This window comes from Azospirillum agricola, from assembly GCF_017876095.1.
GTDB lineage: Bacteria > Pseudomonadota > Alphaproteobacteria > Azospirillales > Azospirillaceae > Azospirillum > Azospirillum agricola.
Genome location: NZ_JAGINM010000011.1, coordinates 239092 through 259076, shown reverse-complemented (window position 1 = coordinate 259076; position 19985 = coordinate 239092). Strand labels below are relative to the sequence as shown.

16 protein-coding genes are annotated in these 19985 nt (G+C 66.9%); 8 read left to right on the top strand and 8 right to left on the bottom strand.

The genetic code is table 11. From position 1 onward, the window contains the following. Nucleotides 1-467: Rossmann-fold NAD(P)-binding domain-containing protein (locus J2847_RS18415; protein ID WP_459208596.1), on the bottom strand; the 467-nt coding region annotated here is incomplete at its 3' end. A gap of 373 nt (nucleotides 468-840) precedes the next feature. Between J2847_RS18415 and J2847_RS18410 the strand changes: the two genes are divergently transcribed. Beyond that, the gene (locus J2847_RS18410; protein ID WP_085554855.1) at nucleotides 841-1089 is read left to right on the top strand and encodes a DUF2312 domain-containing protein; all 249 of its coding nucleotides are present in this window, start codon (nucleotides 841-843) and stop codon (nucleotides 1087-1089) included. Nucleotides 1090-1149: 60 nt separating this feature from the next. Here the strand turns inward: J2847_RS18410 and J2847_RS18405 are convergent, their stop codons facing one another. Together J2847_RS18405 and J2847_RS18400 are read right to left on the bottom strand one after the other, a co-directional pair. Further along, nucleotides 1150-3411, bottom strand: coding sequence for an anthranilate synthase (locus tag J2847_RS18405; RefSeq protein ID WP_209780330.1), 2262 nt, complete (start codon nucleotides 3409-3411; stop codon nucleotides 1150-1152). Between the two features lie 280 nt (nucleotides 3412-3691). Beyond that, nucleotides 3692-4417: a hypothetical protein gene (locus J2847_RS18400; protein WP_209780329.1), complete on the bottom strand. Its 726-nt coding sequence runs from the start codon at nucleotides 4415-4417 to the stop codon at nucleotides 3692-3694. Nucleotides 4418-4761: 344 nt separating this feature from the next. Here J2847_RS18400 and J2847_RS18395 point away from each other — a divergent pair, with 344 nt between their 5' ends. The 5 genes from J2847_RS18395 to J2847_RS18375 all read left to right on the top strand — a co-directional run bounded on the left by J2847_RS18395 (nucleotide 4762) and on the right by J2847_RS18375 (nucleotide 10676). Continuing rightward, nucleotides 4762-5736 carry a response regulator gene (locus J2847_RS18395; protein ID WP_209780328.1) on the top strand — a complete coding sequence of 325 codons (975 nt, stop codon included), beginning with the start codon at nucleotides 4762-4764 and terminating at the stop codon, nucleotides 5734-5736. 249 nt (nucleotides 5737-5985) lie between these two features. Beyond that, entirely contained in the window at nucleotides 5986-9489 is a 3504-nt protein-coding gene (locus J2847_RS18390) for an indolepyruvate ferredoxin oxidoreductase family protein (protein WP_209780327.1), read from the top strand. 160 nt (nucleotides 9490-9649) lie between these two features. Beyond that, entirely contained in the window at nucleotides 9650-9859 is a 210-nt protein-coding gene (locus tag J2847_RS18385; RefSeq protein WP_209780326.1) for an addiction module protein, read from the top strand. After that, entirely contained in the window at nucleotides 9856-10152 is a 297-nt protein-coding gene (locus J2847_RS18380; RefSeq protein WP_209780325.1) for a type II toxin-antitoxin system RelE/ParE family toxin, read from the top strand. The genes J2847_RS18385 and J2847_RS18380 overlap by 4 nt, the downstream gene beginning before the upstream one ends. A 128-nt stretch (nucleotides 10153-10280) precedes the next feature. Continuing rightward, a complete protein-coding gene (locus J2847_RS18375; RefSeq protein ID WP_209780324.1) occupies nucleotides 10281-10676 on the top strand; it encodes a cupin domain-containing protein in 396 nt (131 codons plus the stop codon). On the opposite strand, the gene J2847_RS18370 is transcribed toward J2847_RS18375, so the two are convergent. Next, nucleotides 10566-13007, bottom strand: a complete 2442-nt coding sequence (locus J2847_RS18370; protein ID WP_209780323.1) for an SIR2 family protein — start codon at nucleotides 13005-13007, stop codon at nucleotides 10566-10568. The genes J2847_RS18375 and J2847_RS18370 overlap by 111 nt on opposite strands. Nucleotides 13008-13264: 257 nt before the next feature. Beyond that, nucleotides 13265-13486, bottom strand: coding sequence for a helix-turn-helix domain-containing protein (locus J2847_RS18365; protein ID WP_209780322.1), 222 nt, complete (start codon nucleotides 13484-13486; stop codon nucleotides 13265-13267). 214 nt (nucleotides 13487-13700) lie between these two features. On the opposite strand from J2847_RS18365, the gene J2847_RS18360 reads away from it, so the two are divergent. Next, nucleotides 13701-14213: a thermonuclease family protein gene (locus tag J2847_RS18360; protein ID WP_209780321.1), complete on the top strand. Its 513-nt coding sequence runs from the start codon at nucleotides 13701-13703 to the stop codon at nucleotides 14211-14213. 203 nt (nucleotides 14214-14416) lie between these two features. Next, a complete protein-coding gene (locus tag J2847_RS18355; protein WP_209780320.1) occupies nucleotides 14417-14887 on the top strand; it encodes a hypothetical protein in 471 nt (156 codons plus the stop codon). Nucleotides 14888-14913: 26 nt separating this feature from the next. On the opposite strand, the gene J2847_RS18350 is transcribed toward J2847_RS18355, so the two are convergent. Genes J2847_RS18350 through J2847_RS18340 form a run of 3 tightly spaced genes read right to left on the bottom strand, consistent with a single transcriptional unit; the run spans nucleotide 14914 to nucleotide 19921 of the window. Next, complete coding sequence (locus J2847_RS18350; RefSeq protein WP_209780319.1) at nucleotides 14914-18030, bottom strand: efflux RND transporter permease subunit; 3117 nt, start codon at nucleotides 18028-18030, stop codon at nucleotides 14914-14916. Further along, nucleotides 18027-19244, bottom strand: coding sequence for an efflux RND transporter periplasmic adaptor subunit (locus J2847_RS18345; protein WP_209780318.1), 1218 nt, complete (start codon nucleotides 19242-19244; stop codon nucleotides 18027-18029). The genes J2847_RS18350 and J2847_RS18345 overlap by 4 nt, the downstream gene beginning before the upstream one ends. Continuing rightward, nucleotides 19241-19921 carry a TetR/AcrR family transcriptional regulator gene (locus J2847_RS18340; protein WP_209780317.1) on the bottom strand — a complete coding sequence of 227 codons (681 nt, stop codon included), beginning with the start codon at nucleotides 19919-19921 and terminating at the stop codon, nucleotides 19241-19243. The genes J2847_RS18345 and J2847_RS18340 overlap by 4 nt, the downstream gene beginning before the upstream one ends. Between the last annotated feature and the right edge of the window lie 64 nt (nucleotides 19922-19985).

Below are 19985 nucleotides of genomic sequence, written 5' to 3'. Positions count from 1 at the left end.
ACCGCCTTGTAGCCGGCGAGGTTCGCCTGGCTCGACAGCACGTCCATGACCTGGGCGCGGGTGATGCGCGGCATGAACTCCATGGCGAAGGCGTTGACGCCGGCTTCGGCGTAGGCCTTCACATGCTCGCGGCTGTTGTGCGGGTTCAGGATCGCGAACAGCAAGGCGCCCTTCTTCAGCAGCGCCAACTCGTTCGTGTCACCGGCCGCCCCCGCCTGCCCTTCCCCCGAAAGGAGCGGACGCTGGACCTTCAGCACGATGTCGGCATCGCCGAGCGCCGAGGCGGCGTCGGCCGCGATGGTCGCACCGGCGGCCGCGAACGCGGCGTCGGGAATGCTCGAACCGAGACCGGCCCCGCTTTCCACCACCACGTCGAGGCCAAGCCCCTTCAGCTTCTTCACCGTCTCCGGTGACGCCGCAACGCGAAGTTCGCCCGCACGTCGCTCCTTGGGTATGGCGACTTTCATTGTTCCAACTCCCCTGCCTCAAAACACGCCGATCCCGCGAAATCGGCCTAGACGACACGGCATACATGCCGGATTCGTGTGACTTTGTGAAGCCAAACACACCGATGGTAATACCAGCCTGATCGCGGCGCCGCAACAAAGGGTATAGCGGCACTGTTCGTTCGTATCATTGTTTCGGCGGAAACGAGAAAACGCGAAACACATGAACCGGCGCCCGTTTCACGCGCCAGGACATGGGGCCCCGCCCGCGACGCTGCGCCGCAGGGGAGAGGCCGGCGGGGGCGCCGCCGCGCAACGGCCGCTTGCCATTCCCCCCGCCCGCCGATATCGTCCGGCCCCGTTTCCGGTAGTCTGAAAGTTGCGAGGTTTCTTCATGTCCGATGTCGGCGGCATTGCGGCGGATCGCCTGAAATCCTTCGTCGAGCGCATCGAGCGCCTGGAGGAGGAGAAGAAGGGGCTTCAGGAGGACGTCAAGGAAGTCTACGCCGAGGCCAAGGGCACCGGTTTCGACACCAAGATCATCCGCCAGATCATCCGCCTGCGGAAGATGGACAAGGCCGACCGCCAGGAGCAGGAGGCCATCCTCGAGCTGTACAAGGAAGCCCTGGGGATGGTGGAGTAACGGCGCCCTCCCCTTCGAGGAAAGCGCCTTCTTTGTTTTTTGAACGTGTCTGGCCGGGGCTCACGCCGCCTCGGCCAGGGCCCGCCCGGCCAGACGGGCCATGACGGTGCCGATCAGCGTCAGCCCGTGACCGCCGTCGAGCGTCAGGATCGATTCGGGGTGGAACTGCACCGCCGCCAGCGGCAGGGTCCGGTGCTCCAGCGCCATCACCTGGCCGTCGTCGGTCTCCGCCGTCACCAGCAGGTCCGGCGGCAGGCTTTCCCGGCGGGCCACCAGCGAATGGTAGCGGCCGACGCGCAGGCGCTCGGGCAACCCGTCGAACAGCTCACCTCCCAGCACGCGGATCTCCGAACCCTTGCCGTGCATCGGCTCCGGCAGCAGCCCGAGGCTGCCGCCGAAGCGTTCCGCCATGCCCTGCAAGCCCAGGCACACGCCGAACACCGGCACCCCCAGGGCCAGCGCCGCGTCGATGGTGCCGGCGACATCGAAGTCGGCCGGCCTTCCCGGTCCCGGCGACAGCACCAGCAGGTCGGGCGGATCGGCCTGGAGGGCGGCGCGCGCGTGGACATGGCGCAGGGTCGTCACCACCGCCCCGGTCTGCCGGAAATAATCCCCCAGCGTGTGGACGAAGCTGTCGTCGTGATCGACCAGCAGCACCCGCTTGCCGCGTCCCGGCCGCGCCGCCGACGCCACCCGCGCCGGATTCGACGGCCCGACGCCCCGGATGGCGTCGCGGAAGGCGGCGGCCTTCAGCCGGCATTCGGCGTCCTCGGCGTCCGGGTCGCTGTCGGACAGCAGGGTCGCCCCGGCGCGGACGGTGGCGACGCCGTCCTTCAGGCGGATGGTGCGCAGAGTCAGCCCGGTGTCCATGCCGCCGTCGAAGCCGATGCGCCCGAAGGCGCCGCCGTACCAGCGGCGCGGCGACTTCTCGGTGTCCTCCAGGAACTGCATGGCCCGGTGTTTCGGCGCGCCGGTGACGGTGACCGCCCAGCTGTGGGTGAGGAAGGCGTCGAGCGCGTCGAAGCCGTCGCGCAGCCGGCCCTCGACATGATCCACCGTGTGGATGAGGCGGGAATACAGCTCGATCATCCGGCGGCCGGCGACGCGCACCGAGCCGGGTTCGCAGATCCGCGCCTTGTCGTTGCGGTCGACGTCGGTGCACATGGTCAGCTCCGCCGCGTCCTTGGCCGAGTTCAGCAGCGTCAGGATCTGCGCGGCGTCGCCCAGCGGGTCGGCCCCGCGCGCCACGGTGCCGGAGATCGGGCAGGTCTCGACCCGGCGCCCGCCCGCCGGATGACCAACGCCCGGATGGCCAGTGCCCGGATGCCCCGTGCCCGGATGATTGCCGACGCGCACGTACATCTCCGGGCTGGCGGCGACCAGGAACTCCCCGTCGCCCAGGTTGATCAGCGCCTCGTAGGGCGCCGGGTTGGCGGCACGCAGCCGACGGAACACGGCCGACGGGCGGTCGGCGCAAGGCTCGGCGAAGGTCTGGCCGGGCACCACCTCGAACAGGTCGCCACGGCGGAAAGCGGCCTTGGCGGCCTCGACCACCCGCTGGTACTCGCCGGGAGCGTGGTCGCCCTCGGCCGCCGCGTTGGTGTCGGGGCGGTAGGGATGGGCGCGGCCGGTGCGGGGCACGCCGTCGGTGGTCCGTTCGCCGACCGTGAATTCATAGGTGAAGCGGCGCGCCACGCCGGCCGCCGGATCGACCGCGACGATCGCGTCCGGCACATAGAGAACGAGGTCGCGCTGGTCGTCCGGCCGCTCCAGCCGCCGCCGGACCGGCTCGAACTGGAAGGCGAGGTCGTAGGCGAAGGCGCCGTAGAGGCCGAGGAACGGGTCGCCGTCGGCCGCGAACAGGCCCATCAGCGCCCGCAGCACCGAGAAGACCGAGGGCTGACGGCTGCGCTCCTCCTCGGCGAAGGCCCGCGTGGCCCGGCACACCAGGGCGGTGACGCGGGACGGCGCGACCTCCAGCCCGGCCAGCGTGTCGAGGCCACGCAGGGCCCCGGCCACCGCCGGCAGCAGCAGCCGGCCCCGCCGGTTCAGCGCGTCGATGCGCACCGTGCGCCCGCGCGCCGTCACCGCGAGCGGCGGATCGACGAAGCCGAGCGCGTAGCGGCGGTAACGGCCCGGCGCCTCGACTCCGCCGGCCAGCAGCAGCCCGCGCCGCTCGTCGAGGGCCGCGATCAGCGGGTCGAGCGCCGTGTCCGGCGCCAGCGGCTCGGCGCTGCGGTGGATGGTCAGGCCGCCGCCGGTCCGCTGCTCCAGCGGATCGAGATGGCGGGGATCGGCGAGGAAGAGATCGGGGGGAAGCATCGGGGCGGTCTCCGGTCGGTCGGTTGTCGCCGTCCGGATGGTCCGCTCGCACCTTCGGTTTCCGCATGTCACGAAAAAGGCCGCTCCGGACGATCCGGGCGGCCTTCGATTCCTGGTGCGCTCAACGCGCGTCGCTTGGGCCAGCCCGATTTAAGCGGGCCACCACCAACGACGCGACAGGGGGAGCGACTGAGTGTTCATGGGGGCCAGTCCGCCACAGGGAGGGCTGTCCTGTCAAGGCCCTCCTTCCACACCCCGCGGCATGGTCGCGCGGCATGCTTCAACGCGGCCGCGCCGCTCCCGGTCCGGCCGCCAGGGATGCCGCCCCCGTCCGCGCCGCCGCCCACGCATCGGGCAGCAGCGTCGCCGCCACCAGGGCCGCCACCGCCGCGTCGGGCCAACCCTGCCCCAGCACCGCGACGCCGGCCATGCCCAACAGGGCGGCGCCCAGCGGCAGCAGGTCGGCGCGGGAGCACAGCCAGACGCTGCGCGGGGTCGGCCGGCCACGCCGCCCGGCGAACAGAAGGGTCGCCATCGCCAGGGTGACACCACCCGCCAGCAGCAGGGCGAGCCCGGCCAGCGGCGCCTCGGGCACCCCACCCACCACCAGCACGCCATCCCCGAGCAGACCGCCGTCGATCAACCGGCGCCCGGCGGCAACGATCACCCACGCCACCCCGGCACCGAGCAGCAGGCCCCGGAGCAGCGACAGCCCGGCGCGGGCCTCCAGGGAGCGCCCCGGCGCCGGCGCCATCGGCCGCCGAGCCATCGGCTCTCCGGCCGTCCACAGCCCGACGCCGTGGGTTGCCGCGCGGTTCAGGAAGAGAAGCGCGACGGCCCACAGCGCCACCGCCCGCGTCTCCGTTCCGGCGGACAGCAGCACAACCCCCAGCAGGGCGTTGACCATCAGGCCGGTGCGCAAAATCCTCCGGTAATCCGACGGGCCGGAACCACCGCCGGAGCGCCCGCCACCGCCGCCACAGGATCCCCCACCGCAACCGCTCATATCCCTCGCCCCCTGTCCCTCGCCCTCTGCCCGGCCGCCCTTCGCGGCGGATCGCCATCGGTCCGATGGAGCGGGATATAGGCCCCATCCTGTCCGGCGTCCATATGCATCAGGATTTTCTGATGGAAAACCCCGCCGGTCGATCGCGCAAACCGGGTGGATGCCTGCCTCGAACGGGGAAGCCAACCCCGGAACCACCCCTTTCGATCGGAAGGTCGGATGGGTCCCGCCACCCCGGCCGGGGCAGCGGACCGGCCCATCGGGCGTTCCCCCTTCCCCGCGCCGTGAAAAGGCCGTGGGCGGTGCGGATATCGGTAAGGCAGCCCACGAACCGGAAGCGGTCCATGACGAAGCGCCCCTCCTCCCAGATCAAGATCCTCATCGTCGACGACAACCCGCTGCTCCAGCGGGCGCTGAAGGACATGCTGGGCCTGTGGGGCGTCGGCCAGATCACCACCGTCGCCAACGGCCAGGACGCCAAGGAGGCGCTGCGCCGGGAGGTCTTCGACCTGATGGTCACCGACTGGGTGATGGAGCCGGTGGGCGGAGCGCAATTGATCCAGTGGATCCGCCAGTCGCCGGGCTGCCTGCGCCCCGATCTGCCGATCATCGTGCTGACCGCCAACGCCGACCTGTCCACCGTGCGCTGCGCTTGGGATTCGGGAGCCGACTCCGTGCTCGCCAAGCCGGTGCCGGCGGCGACGCTCGCCCGCCGCATCGACGCGGTGCTGAACCGGCGCGACAGCGGCGTGAAGGCCGGCGGCCAGCAGCAGCGCCCCTCCGCCACCGAAACGCCCGCCACTCCGCCGCAACCCCGGCCGCAGCCCACCCTGGCGCCGCAACTGCCGCCCCCGGACACCCCCGCCTTCCCGCCGGCCTCCGCCCCGTCGGCGGCCCAGCGCGGCGGCGATCCGAAGCGGGTGCGGCTGATGCTGGCGCTCGACCGGCTGGAGGCGGCAATCGACCGCCCCGACGCCATCGGCAGCCGCCTGCGCCACGCCGTGTCCGACCTTCAGATCGTCACCAACGGCGAGCACGCCCTGTCCTCGATGGTCGCCTCGCTGTCGACCTGCGTCACCTGGGTCGAACCCGACACCGAGGGCTTCGTCGACGCGCTCCAGGCCCACGCCGCCGCCCTGCGCTGGGCGGCGGGCAGCGACGGCAGCGCCCAATCCATGGCGGTGGCGCTCTGCCTGATCCGCACGCTGCGGGCCACCGTCCGTTCGCTGGCGGCGCGCGGCCAGACCGATTTCGGCGGCTGGCCCGACAACGGGACCGGAACCGCCCCGCCCCCGAAATCCCCCCTGCCGCCCCGCTGAGTCCCACCCCATATTCCTTCAAGAGCGGTGGGCGACGGGACAGGTCGGAGCGGGAATTTCCGCAAGGCGGACGATTCCATACGCTCCGTTACGGATCACCGCCGGTTGCCGGCCGTTCCTTGCTTTTTGCGGAACGGGCGGCGACCGGCGTTGCCATATAAGACAGCCATCATTACCTTTTCGTCCATCGAACAAAACGGCGATCCAGCAATAAAGCCCGACCGCCGGCGCTTGGGGAGGATGGGACCGATGGCTCTCGCGACCGTTTCACTGGACGACAAATACGCGCTCGAGCAAGGCCGCGTGTACCTCACCGGGACCCAGGCGCTGGTGCGCCTGCCGATGATGCAGCGCCAGCGCGACCTCGCGGCGGGCCTGAACACCGGCTGTTTCATCTCCGGCTACCGCGGTTCGCCGCTCGGCGGCTTCGACCAGAATCTGTGGAACGCCCGCAAGTTCCTGGAGAAGAACCACATCCAGTTCCAGCCCGGCGTCAACGAGGAGCTGGGCGCCACCGCCGTCTGGGGCAGCCAGCAGGTCGGCATGTTCAAGGGCGCCAAGTATGACGGCGTCTTCGCCATGTGGTACGGCAAGGGGCCGGGCGTCGACCGCTCCGGCGACGTCTTCAAGCACGCCAACGGCGCCGGCACCTCCAAGCACGGCGGCGTGCTGGTGCTGACCGGCGACGACCACAACTCCAAGTCCTCGACCTTCCCGCACCAGTCCGAACACGCCTACATGCACGCGATGATCCCGGTGCTGAATCCGTCGGGCGTGCAGGAGATCCTGGATTACGGCCTGATCGGCTGGGCGATGAGCCGCTATTCGGGCTGCTGGATCGCCATGAAGACGATCGCCGAGACGGTGGACACCTCGGCCTCGGTGTACATCGACCCGCACCGCGTCAGCCCGGTGATCCCGACCGACTTCCCGATGCCGCCCGGCGGCCTGAACATCCGCTGGCCCGACCCGCCGCTGGAGCAGGAACACCGGCTGATGAAGCACAAGCTCTACGCCGCCCTGGCGTTCGCGCGTGCCAACAAGCTGGACCAGGTGGTTATGTCCAGCCCCCGCCCGCGCTTCGGCATCGTCACCACCGGCAAGAGCTACCTCGACGTCCGCCAGGCCTTCGACGAGCTGGGCATCACGGAAGAGATGGCGGCCGACTGGGGCATCACCGTCTACAAGGTCGGCATGCCCTGGCCGCTGGAGCGCGACGGCGTCCGCCACTTCGCCGAGGGTCTGGAGGAGATCGTCGTCGTCGAGGAGAAGCGCGCGGTCATCGAGAACCAGCTCAAGGAGCAGCTCTACAACTGGAACCCCGACGTCCGCCCCAAGGTCGTCGGCAAGTTCGACGAGCAGGGCGAGTGGATCCTCCCCTCGGCCGGCGAGCTGTCCCCCGCCCAGATCGCCGTCGTCATCGGCCGCCGGTTGGAACGCTTCGTCGACAACGAGAACCTCAAGCGCCGCATCGCCTTCCTCGACGCGCAGGAGAAGCAGAAGGCCCACGTCGCCCGCGTCGTCCGCAAGCCGACCTTCTGCTCCGGCTGCCCGCACAACACCTCCACCGTGGTGCCGGAAGGCAGCCGCGCGCTGGGCGGCATCGGCTGCCACTACATGGCGACCTGGCTCGACCGCAGCACCGACACCTTCACCCAGATGGGCGGCGAGGGCGTGCCCTGGGTCGGCCAGGCCCCCTTCACCGACGAGCAGCACATCTTCGCCAACCTCGGCGACGGCACCTACTTCCACTCCGGCATCCTGGCGATCCGGCAGGCCATCGCCGCCAAGGTGAACATCACCTACAAGATCCTGTTCAACGACGCCGTCGCCATGACCGGCGGCCAGCCCTTCGACGGCACCCAGACCGTGCAGTCGATCGCCCAGACCCTGCGCGCCGAGGGCGTCACCCGCATCACCGTCGTCACCGACGAGCCCGAGAAGTACGGCATCAACAACGGCCTGCCGCAATTCACCACGGTGGAGCACCGCGACGACCTCGACCGCGTGCAGAAGGAGATGCGCGAGGTCGCCGGCACCAGCGTCCTGATCTACGACCAGACCTGCGCCACCGAGAAGCGCCGCCGCCGCAAGCGCGGCAAGATGGTCGACCCGGCCAAGCGCGTTGTCATCAACGAGCTGGTCTGCGAGGGCTGCGGCGACTGCTCGGCCAAATCCTCCTGCGTCTCCGTCGTCCCGCTGGAGACCGAGTTCGGCCGCAAGCGCCAGATCGACCAGTCCTCCTGCAACAAGGACTATTCCTGCACCAAGGGCTTCTGCCCCAGCTTCGTGACCGTCGAGGGCGGCCAGCTCCGCAAGCCCAAGCCCGCCGCCGCCAAAGCGGCCGACGCCGCCCCGCTGCCCGCCCCCATCCTGCCAAGCTTCGACAAGACCTGGGGCCTTTACGTCACCGGCGTCGGCGGCACCGGCGTGGTGACCATCGGCGCCCTGCTCGGCATGGCCGCGCACATCGAGGGCAAGGGCGTCGGCGTGCTCGACATGACCGGCCTCGCCCAGAAGGGCGGCGCCGTCACCAGCCACATCCGCATCGGCCACAGCCCGGAGGACATCCACTCCGTCCGCATCGCGGCGGGCGGCGCCGACGCGGTGCTCGGCTGCGACATCGTCGTCGCGGCGGCCGGCGACGGCCTGTCCAAGATGCGCGCCGGCCACACCCGCGCCGTCATCAACACCCACGACGCCATCACCGCCGACTTCATCAAGAAGCCGGACATGGTGATCCCGGTCCGCGACCTCGTCGGCGACATCCGCAAGGCGTGCGGCGGCGAGGCGATGGTCGACGCGCTCGACGCCCACCGTCTGGCCACCGGGCTGCTCGGCGACAGCATCTACGCCAACCCCTTCCTGATGGGCTACGCATGGCAGAAGGGCCTGATCCCGCTGTCCGAGGAATCGATCCTCAAGGCCATCGAGCTGAACGGCGTCGCCGTCAAGCTGAACGCCGACGCCTTCCAGTGGGGCCGCCGCGCCGCCGTGGACCTCAAGGCCGTCGAGGCCGCCGCCACGCCCGCCGCCCCGGTGGAGGCCGCCGGCACCAGCCTGCTGATCGACCAGCGCCGCCCGTCCGCCAGCCTCGACGAGGTGATCGAGCGCCGCACCCGCTTCCTGACCGACTACCAGGACAGCGCCTACGCCGCCCGCTTCCACGCGCTGGTCGACTGGAGCCGCCGGGTCGAGGGGCAGAAGATCCCCGGCTCCACCGCCCTGACCGAGGCCGTCGCCCGCGCCCTCTTCAAGCTGATGGCCTACAAGGACGAGTACGAGGTCGCCCGCCTCTACACCGACAGCGGCTTCGTCGAGAGCGTGGCGCGCCAGTTCGAGGGCGACTGGAAGCTGACCTTCCACATGGCCCCGCCGACGCTGGGCGAGACCGGCGAGGACGGCGGCGAGCCGAAGAAGAAGAGCTTCGGCCCCTGGATGCTGCCGGTCCTGCGCCTGCTGGCCAGGGGCAAGCGCCTGCGCGGCACCCGCCTCGACCCGTTTGGCCGCACCGCCGAGCGCCGCCAGGAGCGCGCCCTGATCGCCGAGTACGAATCGGTGATGGGCGAGGTCCTGCACGGCCTGACCCGCGACAACCTCGCGACCGCGCTGGAGATCGCCGCCTTGCCGATGGAGATGCGCGGCTACGGCCCGGTCAAGGCCCGCAACGTCGCCGCCGCCAAGGCCAGGGAGGCCACCCTGCTGGCCGCCTTCCGCGCCCCGGCCCAGCCGCAGCCGATGGCGGCGGAGTGAGGGTTCCGTGACGGAGGGGTGCGAGAGGCGTCGCCTCTCGCGCTCTCCACCAAGGGCCGGTCGGCCCTTGGAACCCGGTTGTTGGAGCCCGGTCGGGGGCGACCTGTTGCGGGAGGGGGCGCCGGGCCTTATCCTGACGGTCCGTCACGGAGGTGAGAGCATGCCGCGCATCGATTTCAGCGCTCTGTCGCCGCAGGAGCGGCTGGAACTGGCCGGCGATCTGCTGGACAGCCTGGAGGATGCCGACATTCCCCTGTCCGAAGGCATGAGGGCCGAACTGGACCGGCGCAACGCCGCCTTCCCGGAAACCCGCAAGCACGCAGCCCCTTGGGTGGAGGTTCGCGCCCGGTTGCGTCCGAACGACCGGTGAGCCGGCCCGTCTATGTTCTGCCCGAGGCCGAAGCCGATCTGCGCGACGCTCAGTTCTGGTACGACAGCCGGGCGTTCGGGCTGGGGGACCACTTCTTTTCCGCCATCGACGACGCGGTTTCCCGGATCGGCACGAGTCCCCTGCACTTTCCATTGGTGCACGACACCACACGCCGCGCGCTGGTCCGACGTTTCCCCTATGCGCTTTATTTTCGCGTCGAGGCGGAAGGCGTGTTCGTCATCGCCTGTTCCCACACCAGCCGCAGGCCGTCCCACTGGCAGGGACGGGTATAGCCGGCATCATCGCCGGCCGTCGCGAACCCATGCGGCAGGCCCCCGTCCACTCCCGCCCCGGCGGAACCGGTGAACCAACCCGCCGGTCCGGACGTATCGGTTGGAGCCACCCTCACAAGGTTCCCGACATGCCCAGGACCGAGCTGTTCACATGGCAAGACCTTCCCGCCATCGCCGGGAACGGCGCGGAACGGCGGGAGATCGTCGGCGCGGGCGCGTCGCTGAAGCAGGTCGTGGTCAAGGCCGGCACGGTGGCGCCGCGCCACAGCCACGACCACGAACAGTTCCTCCTGATGCTGGAGGGTCTGGCCCGCCTCGAAACCGAATCCGGGACGGTCGAACTCCGTCCCGGAATGGTGGTGCGCTTCGATCCGGAGATTTGGCACGCTGCGGAGTTCATCAAAAATACTGAATTAGTCCAATGCTTTGACAGAGTTCGCCAGACGGCTGCGCAGCTCGGTCAAATTTCTAAAACGCCCAGTATGACGAAATTTGGAAATACTACGAATAGCGGATTCGATTGAGTGTTTGAGGGAATTTTTTTGTTCGAAAGTCAGGGTATGTATATATTTGTCCACAATTTCAGCATAAATTCTCATTACAGATAGAGGATGGTACAGATCGTCATTTTTCCGGGCCAATACCGCTTGGAGTAATGAAAGCGCATCTTTTTCACGACTTCCATCTACACTGACTCCGTTCTCGTGAGACTGAGTCAGGAGCACACGTGCTTTGTGGTTATCGATTTGGTATGTGTCCCAATTCCTTCGGCTACGCGCCAATCCGTAGGCATTGTCGATAAAACGGAATGAAATGTCGAATTGCTTGTTTTTCATTGTGCAGATCGATCTTTGAACCCAAAATAATGGATCGCTAGCCGCAAAAGAGAGAAGACGACAATCATCATAAAATCGCTCGATAAGTACGTTCTCCCTGTCACTCCGAATAATTCGGCTGTAAACTGAGAATTTCAACAATCCCTTTGCCATCTTCACAAGATCTTCTTCACTAGTTAAATTATTATGCACCGATGTAAGTGCGCGTTTTACAACGTCAAGTATCGTCCCTAGATTGAAAACACGCCTCAAGATGAACTCAGCAAGCGCGGGTGACCGGATACTCAGGTCACCCTGATCTATCCGGACAAGGCTGCCAAGCTCTTGCTTGTTCAGCGATGCACGTAAATCTTCTAAGGCCCCAGAGTAATCGAGAAGTTCCGTTAAAAGCCAGACCTCAGACAGTTCTTGATATCCAGCTTGAGTAAGTATAGCGCTAAAAATGATAAGATCTTGAGCATTCTTATCCAGCTTCTGAACATTGATAAGAAGCTCCTCCACCCTGCTGTGAAGCACCCCTGTTTCATACAGACTCAATACGATATCACGCAGCTGACTACCGCAAGTTTTCTCAACGAAATCGAGCTTTTCATTGTCCGTGAGATTGGAGTATTTTCCCAGCAATCCATTGACAGCCAAATATTCTACTGTCCTCTTTGTCTCATCGCGCTGCGGGCTATCGAGATCGATCTGAACACACGTCGCATTACCGAGACGAGATTTAACCGCCGACAGTGATGTGTCGAGAAAACTCGTTCGTACTGTTGCAAGGATCACCAAGTTACTTTTGCGGAGCTCCAAGATTGCCGTGGGCAATTTGGGGAATCGCATGACATCGTCGAATATTAGCAACGCAGAATCTTCAAGGGCTTGAAGGTATGCAAGAATATCACCAATGTTATCTGGTTCACGCTGAAATTTGAAAACGCGATAGTTCTTTTGAGCATACTGGTAGCCGATCTGGTCCGCGAAGATTGTTTTGCCGTTACCAATGTCGCTATTGACGAGGATCGGCATCACCCCCGATGCATTGTTGCCCGCTCGCTGATAAGCATGGCGGCTGCGCGAGATTGTGTATGATCCCGGCTCTGCAGAAATATCAGCCTGCGAGAGCTTGTCAAGATCAGGTACTCCAGAGATAAAGAGTCGCTCGAGGTCCGGGGCAGATACCGATGCTGTGAGCTTCGGCGTGTAGAACATCTCGTGTATGGTGACTGGCAGTACCGTGTAAGTCGTAACCGCTGCACCTGGACGCTTTCTGCCCAAGTGGGCAGCGAACGCAGAAAGCCCTATCGGATGGGGAGTTCCAAACTTGCTCATACGAGTGATGATCGGCTGCCTCTCTTCCGTTCGGGTTACGAAGTGGATTTTCTCGTGAACTTCGGAGGGCAAAAGACCAAGTAATCTGCGAATATCTATATCGGAAATCGAGAATCCGACAAAGACAACGCTAGAAGCGGCAAGAACGTCGTTCTGAAAGGCTCGCATCCAAGGAGATTTCAAGAAGGGTGAATTATCCCTTTGGCGCTCCGTCAGTAGAAACGCTTGCGCGAACTCCTGCGCTGATGCCCTCCCGATATCACCATAAATATGCAGAAGTTGTGTAGTACTTGGCATAGGTTGACTGACAGAATCGCGCACGTCATGTTTGGTAATAGATTTCCTGCTGTCGGAGCAGATAGTTTCTATGACGTCATCATAGTTCGTCGTATAAATCCGCCGCCACGGCTGCGTAACTATAGTTGCTTGATCTTCGGTATACACCTTGGTTCGAAAGTTATTGTGCAGAGAAACAACAGTCGCCTCATCGCCGTAGACCTTCTGAAACTCTTCAGATGCGGTATCGAGATCGTAACCTTCTGACGATGCAATGCCAACCTTACCAAGGAGATAGGTTATTAAACTCTCTACATCCTTGATGCTTTCATCCTTCGTATTCGTGGCTTCTGCGGAAAAGCCCGCCCCCAAAAATAGAATTGATGTGCCAGTTTCAATTTTTGATGGTTCAGGAAGTTGCATCGCCTCACCCGAGAATTCATAATGTTTTAATATAATAAACATATATTGCCTATATGCGCAACACAAATTATTAGTTGTATTAATGAAACAAAATATCATCAGAAATATCTATGCAACTTTCCCCCTCAACGATCCATCGCCACTGCCATTTGACGCTGCCACCTCCCCGCATCCTTGAAACGGCTGATTACACCCAATCCCTGTTCTGCCCGCAAGCCTGTCCGCTCATGGCGCACAGGCTGCCACAAAGCATACCCTCAAGGTTTTATCCGTACTCCATCGTCACCCCGGTTTGAAAATTCCACTCCTGCTGCTTCGAGGGCCTTGCGGATACGTTCGATGGAACTGACGCGACGGTCCGATTTGCCCTCTTCGAGTCGCTGAACCGTGCTGAGGGATACAACAGCGCGATCCGCCAGGAATTGGCGACTCCATCCAAGCAGGGCGCGCCCTGCACGTATCTGACGTGACGTGATCATTCGTCAGTACTGCCGCGATCACGCCCGGTAGGGCCATCAATTGAATGGCATCGGTCTTATAAGACACAAAACGGCTCATTCGCGTGAAACCCAAGCGGGCGGAATGCAGAATCCTAACCCGCTTGGATGGGTGCAGGCCACTGATTCTTCCCGCAGGCTCTTCAGCCGGAACGGCGTCCTCCAGCGCAACGATACCGTTATGGACGACCGTCACATGCTTCCAAGAATCGCCCTTTCCGCCGCCACCCTCCTCCTCACCCTTCCCACCAGCGCCCCCGCCTTCCCCTCCGACAGCGTCACCGGCTTCGTCCAGTCCGTGGACACGGGCAGCCGCCTGACCATCGACGAGCAGCGAATCCGGCTGTGGGGGATCGACGCTCCCGACCGCGATCAAGCCTGTCTCGACGGCGAGGGGCAGGCGCAGCGCTGCGGCGAGATCGCGCGCATCGCGCTGGACGTCATCACCAAAGAGCGCCGGGTGACCTGCCATCCCGTCACCTCCGTGCTCACCGTCGATCCGGCGGAGGCGGCGCCGATGCGCTGCACGCTCGACGGCTACGATCTGAACGGGCGCATGGTGATGCTCGGCTACGCCCTCAACCGGGCGGAAAGCGCCGGGCTCTACACCGCCACCGAGGCGCAGGCCAGGGACCGCCAGATGGGCCTGTGGGGCGGCGTGTTCGTGCCGCCCGCCGTCTGGCGCGACCGCAAGCTCGGCCACCGCTGAGCCGCCCCCTCCCCGCCGCCGCCCCCGCACCACGACGGCCCTCCCGCGCGACGGCCCCCTCGGGGCGCGGCCCCTCGGGATGGCCCCTCTGGAAGCTGGGGGGACATTCGGCGGACATTTTAAGATTTCGGGAACGCTTGCCTTGCTAGGCTGTTCGGAATCGGGAATCCTCCGACCGTCCCCCCTTGGGTGTCCGTCCCGCCGTGTCCAGCATCTCCGCCCTTCCCGCACCGTCCAGCGCCCCGCCGCCCTCCGGGCTGGCGAAGCTGCGGCAGATGCTGGCGAGCGAGGCGGCGGCGATCCAGCCGATCCGCCGCGTTCCGGGCGAGGAGGAGCGCAAGCGCTCCGAAGCCGAGGCGAAGCTCGACCCGACCGACGACGCGCTGAAGGGCAGCGGCCGGGCGGAAACCGACGAGACCCGCGCGCGGGCCCGCTCGGCCGGTTCGTCGGCCGGCGGCTTCTCGATCGGCGGCACCGCCGCGGAGGGCCGCCCGGTCACCGGCGCGCCGCTGCCGCAGACCGCCCTGCCCAACGCCGGCTTCGTCACCCAGAGCATCCACCAGGAGGCGATGGGCGACGGCCTGACCATCGAGCCCTGGTCCGACGCCATCGCCGCCTACCGCCGCGCCGACGCCGGGGTGAACACCCCGATGCTGACGCAGGTCGCGGTGTAGGAAGCCCCTCTCCCCGGACACCCCCCTCAGTCGCCTTCCGCCGGCATGGTCCCGGCGGGGACGTCGTGCTTGCGGCCGTGGATCAGGCGGCCGACGGCGTTGCCCAGATCCTCCATGTACAGATACAGCGACGGCGTGATGTAGAGCGTCAGGATCTGCGAGACGCACAGCCCCCCGACCACCGCGAGGCCGAGCGGCTGGCGCAGCTCCGCCGCCGCGCCATGGGCCATGGCGATGGGCAGCGTGCCCATGATCGCCGCCATCGTCGTCATCATGATCGGGCGGAAGCGCAGCACGCAGGCCTGCTCGATGGCGTCGTGGGCGGTCATGCCGTTGCGCCGCGCCTCGACCGCGAAGTCGATCATCATGATCGCGTTCTTCTTCACGATGCCGATCAGCATCAGGATGCCGATGATCGCGATGACGCTCAGCTCCTGGCCGAACACCATCAGCGTCGCCAGCGCGCCGATCGCCGCCGAGGGCAGGCCCGACAGGATGGTCAGCGGGTGGACGAAGCTCTCGTACAGCACCCCCAGCACGATGTAGATCACCAGCACCGCCGCCGTCAGCAGCAGCGCTTGCCCCGCCTGGGCGTCCTGGAACACCTGCGCGGTGCCGGCGAAGCCGGTGCTCACGCTGGGCGGCAGGCCGAGCCGGACCTCCGAGGCGTGGATGACCGACACCGCGTCGCCCAGCGAGGCGCCGGGCGCCACGTTGAAGGACAGGGTGACGGCCGGCAACTGCCCCTGGTGGTTGACCGCCAGCGGCCCGGCGGTGCGCTCCACCCGCGCGAAGGCGTCGAGCGGCACCAGCTTGCCCGAGGCGGCGCGGACATAGATGCGCGACAGCGACGAGTCGTCCTGCTGGAACTTCGGCAGCAGCTCGATCAGCACCTGATAGTCGTTGGTCGGCGTGTAGATGGTCGAGACCTGCCGCTGCCCGAAGGCGCTGTAGAGCGTCGAGCGCACCTGATCGACGCCGACGCCCAGAGTCGCCGCCTTCTCGCGGTCGATGTGGATGTAGGCCTGCGGGTTGTTGAGCTGGAGGTCGCTGGTGACGTCCTGGAGGATCGGCAGGTTGCGCAGCTCGGCCTCCAGCGTGCCGGCCCACTGGTACAGCTCGTCGGTGTCGATGGCCTGGATGGTGTACTGGTACTGGCTCTTGGACGAGCGGCCGCCGATGCGCAGGTTCTGCACCGGCTGCATGTAGACCGCCATGCCGGGGATGTTGTTCACCTGCCGGCGGAGCTGCTGGATCACCTCGGGCGCCGGCGGGCGCTGGTCGCGCGGCTTCAGCACCAGGAACATGCGGCCCTGGTTGCCGGTGCTGCCGCCGACGCCGACCGAGGAGGTGACGTCCGCCACCGCCGGGTGGGCCTGCATGATGGCGGCGACCCGCTGCTGGCGCTCCGCCATCGACGGGAAGGCGATGTCGGGCGACGCCTCGGTCGTCACCTGGATCTGGCCGATGTCCTCGGTCGGGAAGAAGCCCTTGGGAATCGCCTGGTAGAGCAGGACCGAGCCGACCACCGTGCCGATCATCACCAGCCCCATCAGCGGCCGGTGGCGCAGCGTCCAGCGCAGCGTGCGGGCGTAGCCGTTCAGCAGCGCGGAGAAGCCGCCCTCCAGCACGCGGCCGAACAGGTTCTCCTTCCCGCCATGGGCGTGGTGGGCGAGGAAGCGCGAGCACATCATCGGCGTCAGCGTCAGCGACACGAAGGCCGAGGCGGCGATCGCCATGGTGACGACCATCGCGAACTCGTGGAACAGCCGGCCGACGACGCCGCCCATCAGCAGGATCGGGATGAACACCGCGACCAGCGACAGGGTGATCGACAGGATGGTGAAGCCGATCTCGCGGGCGCCCTTGATGGCCGCCTCGAAGGGCTTCATGCCCTCCTCCACGTAGCGGACGATGTTCTCCATCATCACGATGGCGTCGTCCACCACCAGCCCCACCGCCAGCGTCAGCGCCATCAGCGAGATGTTGTCGATGGAGAAGCTCATCAGATGCATGCCGCCCGCCGTCGCGATCAGCGAGATCGGCACGGCCAGCGCCGGGATCAGCGTCGCCGACAGCCGGCGCAGGAACAGGAAGATCACCATCACCACCAGCGCGATGGTGAGGCCCAGCGTGAACTGCACGTCCTCCACCGCCTCGCGGATCGAGGTCGAGCGGTCGTTGACGATCTTGATCGAGGCGGCGGCCGGAAGCTGCGACTGGAAGGTCGGGATCAGGGCGCGGACGCGGTCCACCACCTCCACCGTGTTGGCGTCGGGCTGGCGCTGGACCGCCAGCATGATGGTGCGGGTGCCGTTCAGCCAGCTGGCCGTGCGGTTGTTCTCGACGCTGTCCTGCACCTGCGCGACGTCGCCGAGCCGCACGGGGGCGTTGTTGCGGTAGGCGACGATCAGCTCGCGGAAGGCGGCGGCGTTGGGAAGCTGCGGGTTGGCGGCGATGACCAGCTGCTGGCGGTCGCCGGTCAGCGTGCCGACCGGCGTGTTGGCGTTGGCGGCGGCCATCGCCTTCTGAAGCTCGTCGATGCCGATGCCGCGCACCGCCAGCGCGTTGGGATCGATCTGGGCGCGCACCGCGTATTTCTGCGAGCCGTAGATCTGCACCTGGGCGACGCCGGGCAGCGTCGCGACCTTGGGCTGGACGATGGTCTCGGCGATGTCGTTGAGCGCCGAGAGCTGGAGCGTCGGCGAGTTCAGCGAGATGAACAGGATCGGCTGGTCGGCCGGGTTGACCTTGCGGTAGCTGGGCGGCGTCGTCATCTCGGCCGGCAGGCGGCGCAGCGTGCGGGCGATGGCCGCCTGCACGTCGGCGGCGGCCGCGTCGATGTCGCGCTCCAGCACGAACTGGATGGTGATCGAGCTGTTGCCGAGCGTGCTCGACGAGGTCAGCGTGTCGATGCCGGCGATGGTGGAGAACTCGCGCTCCAGCGGGCTGGCGACCGACGCGGCCATCGTCTCCGGCGAGGCGCCCGGCAGGGTGGCGGTGACGCTGACCACCGGGAAGTCGACGCGCGGCAGCGCCGCCGTGGGAAGCTGGCGGTAGGCCGCCAGACCGCCCAGCACCAGCGCCGCCGTCAGCAGGATGGTCATCACCGGACGGCGGATGCAGAGTTCGGAGAGGTTCACGAGGCACCTCCGGCGGCGGTCGGGGCCGCCACCGCGGGCGCTTCGCTCCGCTTCTTCGCCGCACCGGCGTCACCCGGCGTGTCGGGGGCGCGCTCGGCGATCTTGGCGCCGGGGTAAAGGCGCGACTGGCCGTCCACCACCACCCGGTCGCCGGCCGCCACGCCGGACGCGATGACGCTCAGCCCGTCCTGGCTGCGGGCGACCGACACCGCGCGGACCTCCACCGTCTCGTCCGGCTTCACGACATAGACGAAGCGGCCCTGCTGGCCGGTCTGCACCGCCGCCTCCGGCACCGTCACCGCCTGCGGATCGACCCGCAGGGTCAGCACCGTGTCGACGAACTGGCCCGGCCACAGGCGGGTGTCGGCGTTGGCGAACTCGCCCTTGACCAGGATGGTGCCGCTCTGCTGGTCGACCTGGCTGTCGACGAAGGTCAGGTGCCCCTCGGCGGGGGCACCCGGCTGGCCGGGGATGCCGGCGGTGACCTTGAGCGTGCCCTCGCCCATCGCGCGGCGGATCACCGGCAGATGCTTCTCGGGCACGTTGAACGAGACGTTGATCGGGCGGAGCTGGGTCAGCGTCACCAGCGGCGTGGCGTCGGCGGCGCGCACCATGGTGCCGGGCTTGGCGTTGACGGTGCCGGTGCGGCCGTCCATCGGCGCCTCGATCCGGGTGAAGCTGAGCGACACCTTGGCCGCCTCGATGGCGGCGAGGTCGGCCTTGACCGTTCCCTCCAGCGCGTCGGCGGTGCCGACGGCGGCGTCGTACTGGGTGCGCGAGATGGCGCTGGTGCGGACCAGTTCCGAGTAGCGCTTGACGTCGTTCTTGGCCTTTTCCAGGCTGGCGCGGTCACGTTCCAGATTGGCCTGGGCCTGACGGAGCTGTGCCTCCAGCGCGCGGGCGTCGAGGGTGAAGAGCCGGTCGCCGGCCTTGACCTCCTGCCCCTCGGTGAAGTGGACGGTCTCGACCACCGTGTCGACGCGCGCCTTGATGGCGATGGCGGCGATCGGCTGGACCGAGCCGATGGTGCCGATGCGCTCGGGCACGGCGCGGATCTCCACCGGGCGGGTCACCACCGGGATGCCGCGCGCCGCGGGCGGGGTCGCCGCCTTGGCGGTCTGCGCCTCGCCGCCGGCGCGCTGGGCGTACCAGTAGCCCCCGCCGCCGAGCGCGGCCAGAACCGGAAGCAGGAGGAGGATCCGTCTCGTCGTCACGTCGAACTCCCGGCGGGCACGAAGGAAGGGGCAGGCACGAAGGCGGAACGGGTGCTGGTGGAATGGGTGCTGGCGGGATGGCCCCGGGCGGGGGCCGTCGCCGTCAGCACCAGATCGAGAACGGCCTGCTCCAGCGCCTCGCGCGGGCGGTCGCCCAGCAGCATGATCCCGCCGCGCACCATGCCGATGATCAGCAGCGAGGTCATGTCGCCGTCGAGCGGCCGGAACTCGCCGGTGGCCACCCCGTCGTCCAGCACCTTGCGGAGCGCGACGGCGATGCGGGTGCTGCGACGGCGCAGGATGCGGCGCATCCGGTCGGCCAGGTCGGACTGGTCGCCACCCAGGAACTTCAGCGTCGGCAGCTGCTCGCTCAGCGTGTCGATCAGGGCGGACACCATGGCCGTCAATCGTGTCACCGCCGTGACGTCGGGGGCGAGATGCGCGTCGAGCCTCTGTTCCAAACCGCCGAGTGCACGCTCCAGCGTTTCAAGATAGAGTTCTTCCTTGGACGGGAAATAGCGGTACAGGGTGGCCTTGCCGACCCCGGCCTTTTTCGCCACCTCGTCCACCTGCACGTCGGCGTAATCGCGCCCGGCGAACAGGTCGGCGGCGGCGGTCAGGATCGTTTCCCGCCGCCTGGCCCGCCAGTCCGGCACGTCATCCAGATCAAGAGGCATGAATGGAACTCGTCGGTTTCAAAAACCGACCTTAACCGAGTGCCGTGCGCTGTCAAGCGGGAGC

Excerpts from the sequence above, each read along its gene's own strand:
- J2847_RS18400 (WP_209780329.1), bottom strand. The coding sequence starts at position 4,417 with ATGAGCGGTTGCGGTGGGGGATCCTGTGGCGGCGGTGGCGGGCGCTCC.
- J2847_RS18395 (WP_209780328.1), top strand. The coding sequence starts at position 4,762 with ATGACGAAGCGCCCCTCCTCCCAGATCAAGATCCTCATCGTCGACGAC.
- J2847_RS18340 (WP_209780317.1), bottom strand. The coding sequence starts at position 19,921 with ATGCCTCTTGATCTGGATGACGTGCCGGACTGGCGGGCCAGGCGGCGG.
- J2847_RS18375 (WP_209780324.1), top strand. The coding sequence starts at position 10,281 with ATGCCCAGGACCGAGCTGTTCACATGGCAAGACCTTCCCGCCATCGCC.
- J2847_RS18370 (WP_209780323.1), bottom strand. The coding sequence starts at position 13,007 with ATGCAACTTCCTGAACCATCAAAAATTGAAACTGGCACATCAATTCTA.
- J2847_RS18385 (WP_209780326.1), top strand. The coding sequence starts at position 9,650 with ATGCCGCGCATCGATTTCAGCGCTCTGTCGCCGCAGGAGCGGCTGGAA.
- J2847_RS18365 (WP_209780322.1), bottom strand. The coding sequence starts at position 13,486 with ATGATCACGTCACGTCAGATACGTGCAGGGCGCGCCCTGCTTGGATGG.
- J2847_RS18410 (WP_085554855.1), top strand. The coding sequence starts at position 841 with ATGTCCGATGTCGGCGGCATTGCGGCGGATCGCCTGAAATCCTTCGTC.
- J2847_RS18360 (WP_209780321.1), top strand. The coding sequence starts at position 13,701 with ATGCTTCCAAGAATCGCCCTTTCCGCCGCCACCCTCCTCCTCACCCTT.
- J2847_RS18390 (WP_209780327.1), top strand. The coding sequence starts at position 5,986 with ATGGCTCTCGCGACCGTTTCACTGGACGACAAATACGCGCTCGAGCAA.
- J2847_RS18405 (WP_209780330.1), bottom strand. The coding sequence starts at position 3,411 with ATGCTTCCCCCCGATCTCTTCCTCGCCGATCCCCGCCATCTCGATCCG.